The organism is Pontitalea aquivivens (genome assembly GCF_046507575.1).
Taxonomy (GTDB): Bacteria; Pseudomonadota; Alphaproteobacteria; order Rhodobacterales; family Rhodobacteraceae; genus Pontitalea; species Pontitalea aquivivens.
In genome coordinates, this window is sequence record NZ_JBKFEY010000109.1 from 1 (window position 1) to 673 (window position 673).

Here is a 673-nt window from a genome sequence, read left to right on the forward strand (position 1 = left end):
TGTTGATTGCCACTGAGAATTGACCCGGCATTGTCACCGAGATCTGACCCACCCGGTTGTTATGTTCTGCGCGTCATGTTGGCGTCAATGCAGATGTCTCCTTTCGTTTCTTTTTCGCCGTCTCGGAACTGGCCTTGAATCGATAGCTGTCATTTCCGGTCTCCAGAATGTGGCAGCGGTGGGTGAGGCGATCGAGCAGCGCGGTGGTCATTTTGGCGTCCCCAAAGACCGTGGCCCATTCACTGAAGCTCAAGTTCGTCGTGATGATGACGCTGGTGCGCTCGTAGAGTTTGCTCAGAAGATGGAAGAGCAAGGCCCCGCCAGAGGCGCTGAACGGCAGGTATCCCAGCTCATCCAGGATCACCAAGTCAGTTTTCACCAGCGCCTCTGCGATCTTGCCAGCCTTTCCTTGGGCCTTTTCCTGCTCCAGAGCGTTGACCAGTTCGACCGTTGAGAAGAAGCGCACGCGCTTGCGGTGATGCTCGATGGCCTGGATGCCGAGGGCCGTTGCAACATGGGATTTCCCCGTACCCGGGCCGCCGATCAGGACCACATTTTCGGCAGCGTCAAGGAACTCGCATCGATGAAGTTGGCGGACCAGAGCTTCACGCATTTCACTGGCCGCGAAGTCGAAGGCGGACAAATCCTTGTATGCCGGGAAGCGAGCAGCCTT

The 673-nt window shown here is 57.1% G+C and carries 1 protein-coding gene; it reads right to left on the minus strand.

Translation table 11 applies throughout. The features are described 5' to 3' along the window. Positions 1-73: 73 nt before the first annotated feature. On the minus strand, positions 74-673 hold a 600-nt coding region (gene istB, locus ACK8OU_RS20385), incomplete at its 5' end, for an IS21-like element helper ATPase IstB (RefSeq protein ID WP_410305149.1).